At 62.9% G+C, this 6,495-nt stretch carries 4 protein-coding genes and 1 pseudogene; 1 reads left to right on the top strand and 4 read right to left on the bottom strand.

Features of this window, described 5'->3' with window-relative positions:
* Positions 1 to 75: 75 nt before the first annotated feature.
* From AC0L3I_RS36435 to AC0L3I_RS36425, 3 genes and pseudogenes are all read right to left on the bottom strand, one after another.
* A pseudogene (locus AC0L3I_RS36435) lies at positions 76 to 2,904 on the bottom strand (Tn3 family transposase); the annotation flags it as partial.
* A 317-nt stretch (positions 2,905 to 3,221) separates the two neighbouring features.
* Positions 3,222 to 3,917: an SMC-Scp complex subunit ScpB gene (gene scpB, locus AC0L3I_RS36430; protein WP_473530166.1), complete on the bottom strand. Its 696-nt coding sequence runs from the start codon at positions 3,915 to 3,917 to the stop codon at positions 3,222 to 3,224.
* A gap of 4 nt (positions 3,918 to 3,921) precedes the next feature.
* Entirely contained in the window at positions 3,922 to 4,860 is a 939-nt protein-coding gene (locus AC0L3I_RS36425) for a DUF1403 family protein (RefSeq protein ID WP_473530165.1), read from the bottom strand.
* Positions 4,861 to 5,052: 192 nt separating this feature from the next.
* On the opposite strand from AC0L3I_RS36425, the gene AC0L3I_RS36420 reads away from it, so the two are divergent.
* Entirely contained in the window at positions 5,053 to 6,177 is a 1,125-nt protein-coding gene (locus AC0L3I_RS36420; protein WP_473530164.1) for a tyrosine-type recombinase/integrase, read from the top strand.
* A 57-nt stretch (positions 6,178 to 6,234) separates the two neighbouring features.
* Here AC0L3I_RS36420 and AC0L3I_RS36415 read toward each other — a convergent pair whose 3' ends face one another.
* Entirely contained in the window at positions 6,235 to 6,363 is a 129-nt protein-coding gene (locus AC0L3I_RS36415) for a hypothetical protein (protein WP_473530163.1), read from the bottom strand.
* Between the last annotated feature and the right edge of the window lie 132 nt (positions 6,364 to 6,495).

The raw sequence follows: 6,495 nt of genomic DNA, 5'->3' as shown, positions 1-6,495 counted from the left end.
AAATTCTCAATTTAAGTACAAGGCTAAGAGCTTGATATCATTAGGCGAGAAGTCTCACCTTTAAATACAGCGCGACAGCGGCGTCAGGCCGCGATAATCCTCCGGCGTTAGCCGCGCCGACCATTTCGGCTCGCTCAACACCGACTGCATCATGCGCGTGTTCACATAGACAAGCGACGCCTGCAGCAGATGCAGGGCCAGCACCGATATCTCCTGCTCATCGAGCCGGTTCGAGGCGATCTCGCCACCCTTGCCGAAGAAGACGAAGCTGTTGGCGCTGTTCCAGTTCTCGATCACATTCAGGCCTTCGTGGATTTCGCAGCGGAATTTCTCGTGGCGCAAATACCGGCACAGGAAGATCGTCTTGATCGCCCGGCCGAGTTCGGCGAGCGCCTTATAGGTCGGGTGCATCACCTCGGCGCGGGCGAAGCGGCGCAGGATCGCTTCGGGATCGGCTAACCCGCTGTGCATGGCAGCCGCATATTTGACCATCTCGTCATACTGCTGCTCGATCTCCTCCCAGTTGATGACGCTGGAAAGAATGGGAAGCAGATTGGGCAATTCAGCGCGCAGGCCTGGATGCGGCAGCGCCAGCTTCTGCCGGGCGATCGCCTTAAGGCGTGGCGCCAGTTCAAACCCGAGCAGATGGCAGAAGGCAAAGCCGATCGAGCTCTGGCCGTGGCTGTCGACATACTGCCGCTGGATCTCCATGTCGGTGCAATGCCGAAGCACGCCCTTGATCATCGAAGCAACTTCCGAGGACGAGCACCGCTTGAGCTGCGAGAAGACGCAGGTTGAACCCTTTTCGACGTGCCAGTAGATCATCACGCCGCGACCGCCATAGCGGACATGCCATTCGGTCATAAGGTTGCCGTCCCAGGCGCCGAATTTCTTGGAATCCGAGGCACAAGCCGTGCCGGCTTCGCCCCAGATGGCGGTGTTGCGGATTGCCAGCGTCGCATTGGCAACACGTCCGCAGGCCGCCTCCAGCGCATCCCGATGGATGAAGCGCCGGCCAACATGAAGCAGTTCCTCGTAGCTGACATCCGGGCATCCGGCCGCCACGCGCTTCAGGCCGGCATTCGTGCCCAGCCCGTAAAGACACAGGATCAGACGCCGGTCGAGCGCACCGCGCGAAAGCGCCACACGGGAAGCCGACGTTTCAAAGGCGTCCAGAAAGCCGGTGTCGAGCGCCGTCTCCTTCAACACATCCAGCAGTTCCGTCATCGGCCAGCGCCGGCCGATCTCGGCCTTGACCGATCGTAGGCCTTGCGGTTCCGGCAGCGGCTGGAACGGCGTGATCGAGATGCGGTTCTCGCCACGCCAGAGAATGCGTGCCTTGTCGTTGCGGGGGAGTTCGGCATTCAGCAGCCGCAATTCCCGCTCAAGCTCGGCCTGGATTTTGCGCGTGAAAGCTCGCGCATCCGACGTCAGGTTGAGCGCGTTGTAGTAGGCCGCCCGTCGGCTCTCGAAATCCTTGGGCAGATCGTCGTCCGGATTGCGATAGCGGTCCGCCCCGACCACCCAGATTTCCTTGGCCCGGATGCGGTCGCGCAACTGACTGAGCACGCACAGTTCTTAGCTGATCCGGTTGATGCGTCCGTCCTTGCCGATGATCGCGCCGCGCCATTTCGGCGGAATGACGCCTTCGATCGGCACCCCGTTCCGCGGCACCACGCGGCAACCGGTTTCGAAGGCCCGCCTGATCCAGTCCAACGCCCCAAGCACGACCCGATGCACGGCATTGTTCGAACGAAACTCCAGAACCGAAAGAAGCTTCGGCAGGATTCTTCGATAGTGACCGGCATAGGATCCACGCATAACCTGGTAGATGCGCCGTTCGAGCGTGCCCTTCGCCCGATGCTCCTTGACGATCGCCGCAAGCTTCTCCTTGCCCGCTACCGGAAAGATCACATCGCAGACCCGGCCACCCGGCGCCTCGATCGCGGCACCCGCGATATCGACCAGCAGCCGCTCCTTGCCGTAAACCTTCTCGATGTCACGCGCGATGCCGGCCACCACCTTGCGCTTCGAACGCACCCCGATCTTGTGGATGGTCTCCACCAGCAGGTCGATCATGCCGTCGATGATCTGTGCTTCCCGCATCATCAGGAAAACGGTATGGAGGCCCAGTTGCCGCCTCGGGGCGTGGCGGCGCATCTCCGACGCTTTTTCGGCGCCGACCCGCCGAACGATCTGATCGATCCAGGTCTTGCCGGCAGCGGATAGAAGATCCCGCGGTAAATCCAGCTTCTTGATGAAGGCAAGCCGATCAGCCAGGGCAAGCATGTTGTCCAGCGTGGCTGCACCCGCATCTCCTTTGATCGTATGGAACCCGGTCGGGCTATGTGGATCGGCCAGCGATGTTTGCATCAGCGCGACCGTTTCCGGGCGAAGCCGATCCGCAACACCGCCAAGAAAGGATTCCAGAAAGCGTTGCCGCTCGGAGCGCACTATCCGCTCCATCTCCTTGCGCGACGGACCGAAAATCTTGCGATCCCGGCACAACAGAAAAACAGCCTCCATCATCGCTGCGACCGATGCTCCCCCAGGGCAAAGCTCCGTCGCTATCCAGCTCGCAAGTGCGGCTCGATCCGCCCGCTTCATCCGGCGGAAACCAAGATGGCGCAAAATCTCGGCGCAATGGCGCCGCCCTGAACGCCCCGAAAAATCATACCGGCAGAGATCTGCCTTGCTGACGCCAAGCTGCTCGGCCAGATACGAAACCGCGTCATCGGGGGCCTCAGCCGCCGCGGTGGCGAAATATCCGTTCGCGGCGAAGAACTTCAGTTGAACCGCCAGTCCAAGCCTCGACCCGGCCGCCTTGACGTTCAAAAAGTCGATGTCGGCAAAAGAGAGGCTCCACGCCCCGGTCAACACCTCGAGCGAAACGCGCAAACCCATACATCCACTCCCTCTTCCAAGAGTGAATTCTCAAGCGCCGACGCCATACCGGTCAATCCGTTCCGGCAACGTTCCACAACTTGGCCAAAATCGCAGCTTGGGGCCGATTAGGCCAACATTGGCGATTGCTACGAGTTCATCACCAATCACTATCGACCGGGAGATCGCACCTTCCTCTTTGGCTGGTGACGATGGTTCGCCACAGAAACAAACCCGCTTGTCGTGGACCGAATGACATCCCGGAGAGTCCTGGAGCGTTTTTTTCAATCGGGCAGGCCCGAGATCGGTGCAGCTCGTCCAAGCCTAGCACATGCTCTTCATTCCTCGATGGGGACGTCAGCACCACCCTCGCCGGGGTGCGAAAACCCCGGCGTGATGTCGCCCGCCAGCAGCTTCTCCTTCGACAGCAGGCCTGCATCCTCAAGCGCCTCGAAATCCGGCAGGTCGCGCAGCGTGTCGAGCCCGAACTGCAGCAGGAATTCTTTTGTCGTCACGTAGGTGTAAGGCGCGCCCGGCGTCGGGCTACGCGGGCCGGAAGCGATCAGACCGGCACCGCGCAGATGACCAATAAAATCGCGGCCGATTTCCTTGCCGAAGAAAAATGACAACTCGCCGCGCGTGATCGGCTGGAAATAGGCGATGCACATAAGAACCAGCACTTCGGATTGCGTCAGGTCAGTCGCCTTCTCGCTTCCACCGATGGCCGCACGGATGGCGTCGGCATAGGCCGGCCGGGTCAGATGCTTCCAGCCACCGGCGACGGCGACCAGGTCATAGGGCCGGCCGCGCAGCTCCTCTCGAATATCGTCGATCAGAAGGTAGATGCTGCAGCTCTTGCCGACGATGCGCGTCAGCGTCTCGCGGCCGACCGGTTCACTAGCGGCAAAAATCGTCGCCTCGACGCGATGCATCCATTCGCGCCAGCGTGCCTCGGGCGGCAAATGATCGAGCTCCCGGTCGAACAGATGGCCATCTGGAAGTCCCTTCCCGCGTCTGCGCGTTGCCTCGGCCATTGCATCAGAGTCCGTAGATGCGGAACGTGGTGCGGCCGGACAGCTCGCGCACGGCGCTGAGTTCGACCAAACGGTCGAACAGGCGGCGCAGGCCGCGGTCGCTCATCCCGGTCTTTTTGTCGCCGCGCGACGCCACGAGCGCATCGTCGGACAGCAGCTTTTCGACGACGAGATCCGCACCCTTCGCCCGCAGTTTCGGCGCCACGGCGAGCAGCCGATCGGCGCGGCGCTCGAGGTCGGTGAAAAGATCAATCGCGCGCAGCGCAGCGCGCGCCTGCGCGGCAAGCAGCATTTTCGCACGCTCAGGATTTGTCTCTATGCTTGTCGCCACAGAGCTGGCCGCCGATCGACGCGGGCGAGCGCTTGTGCCCAAGGCCGCTTCGGCGCCCAGCAGCGGCACCGCGTGTGCCCAACCCAGCCGTTGCGCCAGCAAGGCGTCGGCGAGCCAGGCTCCAAGGGCGCGCCCAACGCCGTGGCGTTCGGCGATCGCGATGGCGCCGGTCATCATTCCCACCGTCCCGTCACTGGCGGCGAGCTGCCGGAGATCGTCCGTCAGATCGCTCGCGCCCTCGTCATTGCGCGCGAGACCGAGGTCATCCAGAACCGCGCCGATGCTCGCCTCGGTCAGCAGTTTCTCCGCAGGCGTTCCGGCCAGCCTGCGCCAGGCCACAAGCATGCTGCCGGCGGGCCCGATGTCGTCGCCTGGGCGGGTCAGAAACACGGCGTCGCGCAGCCCGGCCTCGTCCTCGATGCGCCCTGCCTGCCGGGCCGTCACCGCGGCCGCGCCGAGCGCCAGCCGCTGCCGCCAGGCGCCCGCCCATCGTTCCTGCCGGCGCACCACCGCGTCGAGCGCGGCGAGGGCGGCGCCGGAGGCAATCGCAGTATCCTCAGGGTTTTGCGACGTCTCGACTGCCTTGCGCAGCCAGGATGGCATAGTCGCCATGCGCGCATTCGGCGTGGCGCCGAGCGGCTGGACTGCGTGGTGCGGAGAGGGTTTGGGGCGGAGAATCATCGTTGACAGCATGAATCATAGCGGCGCTTCTAGCAACGCAAATGAGCAAAAACCGCCGCACCTGTCGATCTTGTTTTATGTCCGATAAGGTTGCATTATCGGACGTATTTAGGCTCGCAAACCATGCAAAATCCCCCGGAAAACCCACCCAAAATCGACGATGCGGCCGATGGCAACCAAGACGGCGATCTGCCGGACATCATCGATCTCGTCATGGAAATGGGCTCCTCGCCCTCCGCCCCGCGACCGACACCCCGTGTCCCGGCGCGTCTCGAAGCTCTGGTCGAGACCGCGACCGCCTACGCGAAGGCCGCGAGCTCCGAGAACACGCAAAACGCCTACGCCAAGGACTGGCGGCATTTTACCTCCTGGTGCCGTCGGGAAGGTTTTGACCCGCTGCCGCCCTCCAGTCAGGTCATCGGCCTCTACATCGGCGCCTGCGCCGCCGGCGATCCGAAACGCGGCCTCCCCTCGCTCTCCGTTGCAACAATCGAGCGGCGGCTGTCCGGCCTCGCCTGGAATTTTACCCAGCGTGGCCAGCCGATGGATCGCGCCGATCGGCATATCTCGACCGTGCTCGCCGGCATCCGCCGCAAGCACGCCAAGCCGCCCCGACAAAAGGAAGCCGTGCTCGGAGACGACATCAAGGCGATGATTGCGACCCTCGGCCATGACCTGCGCGGCCTTCGGGACCGCGCCATCTTGCTGCTCGGCTTTGCCGGTGGCCTGCGGCGCTCCGAAATCGTCGGCCTCGACGTCGTGCGAGACGACCTCAGTGACGGCGCGGGCTGGATCGAGATCTTTCCGGACAAGGGCGTGCTGGTGACGCTGCGCGGCAAGACTGGCTGGCGTGAGGTCGAAGTCGGCCGCGGCTCCAGCGACCACTCTTGCCCCGTGGCCGCGCTCGAGACCTGGATCCGCTTCGGCCGCATCGCGCGAGGCCCGCTCTTCCGCCGCATTTTTCGGGACAACAAGACCGTCGACGTCGAGCGGCTCTCCGACAAGCACGTCGCCCGCCTGGTCAAGCAGACCGCGCTCGCCGCCGGCGTCCGCGCCGATCTCCCGGATGCAGAACGGGTGCTGCTGTTCGCCGGGCACTCGCTGCGCTCAGGCCTCGCCTCCTCGGCCGAGATCGAGGAGCGTTACGTGCAGAAGCAGCTCGGCCATGCCTCGGCCGAGATGACCCGCAAATATCAGCGCCGGCGTGATCGGTTCCGGACCAACCTGACCAAGGCGTCCGGACTCTGAAAGCCCCCTCCCCTCCCCCAGAGGGGCCGCCTCATGGTGCTGAGCAGGATTTTCACCTTAGCGCTTCAATTGAAATCGGGAAGTAAAACCGACATCTTCGGCGCGGGCGAGCGGCCCCAGCAGGGTGTTCAGCGGTAGGGCGGCGATGTCGTAAACCATTGATTTGTTGGTAACAGATTCGCTCAACGGAAGCTATTCCGACATATACTTCCGTCACTGCCGATGACTCTGGCGGAAAAGATCACTATCGATAATCACCTCTTATCGATAGTGATTGTTTTTGCGGCGCAAATCAGTCATTTTCGGCCCCAAGATGGC

This window comes from Mesorhizobium sp. WSM4840 (genome assembly GCF_055811755.1).
The sequence above is the reverse complement of the archived record's forward strand: the minus strand, read 5'-3'. Positions and strand labels throughout refer to the sequence as shown.

Bases quoted from the DNA above. Each gene is read 5' to 3' on its own strand.
- scpB (WP_473530166.1), bottom strand. From the start codon at position 3,917: ATGGCCGAGGCAACGCGCAGACGCGGGAAGGGACTTCCAGATGGCCAT.
- AC0L3I_RS36425 (WP_473530165.1), bottom strand. From the start codon at position 4,860: ATGGCGACTATGCCATCCTGGCTGCGCAAGGCAGTCGAGACGTCGCAA.
- AC0L3I_RS36420 (WP_473530164.1), top strand. From the start codon at position 5,053: ATGCAAAATCCCCCGGAAAACCCACCCAAAATCGACGATGCGGCCGAT.